An 897-nucleotide genomic window follows, 5' to 3' on the forward strand; every position below is an offset into this window, starting at 1 on the left:
CCCAGGGTAAGTCGGGACCTAAGGCGAGGCCGACAGGCGTAGTCGATGGATAACCGGTTGATATTCCGGTACCCGCTGTGAAGCGTCAAACATCGAACCAGGCGATGCTAAGTCCGTGAAGCCGTTCCGGACCCTTCGGGGAAAGGAAAGTGGTGGAGCCGACGGACCAGACCTGTAGTAGGTGAGTGATGGGGTGACGCAGGAAGGTAGTCCATCCCGGGCGGTGGTTGTCCCGGGGTAAGGGTGTAGGACGTGCGATAGGTAAATCCGTCGCACACATAGTCTGAGACCTGATGCCGAGCCGATTGTGGTGAAGTGGATGATCCTATGCTGTCGAGAAAAGCCTCTAGCGAGTTTCATGGCGGCCCGTACCCTAAACCGACTCAGGTGGTCAGGTAGAGAATACCGAGGCGTTCGGGTGAACTATGGTTAAGGAACTCGGCAAAATGCCCCCGTAACTTCGGGAGAAGGGGGGCCATCACCGGTGATCTGTCTTGCACAGTGAGCTGGGGGTGGCCGCAGAGACCAGCGAGAAGCGACTGTTTACTAAAAACACAGGTCCGTGCGAAGCCGTAAGGCGATGTATACGGACTGACGCCTGCCCGGTGCTGGAACGTTAAGGGGACCGGTTAGTGCGCTTTCGGGCGCGCGAAGCTGAGAACTTAAGCGCCAGTAAACGGCGGTGGTAACTATAACCATCCTAAGGTAGCGAAATTCCTTGTCGGGTAAGTTCCGACCTGCACGAATGGCGTAACGACTTCTCGACTGTCTCAACCATAGGCCCGGTGAAATTGCACTACGAGTAAAGATGCTCGTTTCGCGCAGCAGGACGGAAAGACCCCGGGACCTTTACTACAGTTTGATATTGGTGTTCGGTTCGGCTTGTGTAGGATAGCT

1 rRNA gene (only partly in view) is annotated in these 897 nt (G+C 55.9%); it reads left to right on the top strand.

The features are described 5' to 3' along the window. Positions 1 to 897 (top strand): 23S ribosomal RNA (locus FGF04_RS42240) (its annotated part extends 1,923 nt beyond the left edge of the window); the annotation flags it as partial.

This window comes from Streptomyces apricus, assembly GCF_008369065.1.
GTDB classification, from domain to species: domain Bacteria; phylum Actinomycetota; class Actinomycetes; order Streptomycetales; family Streptomycetaceae; genus Streptomyces; species Streptomyces apricus.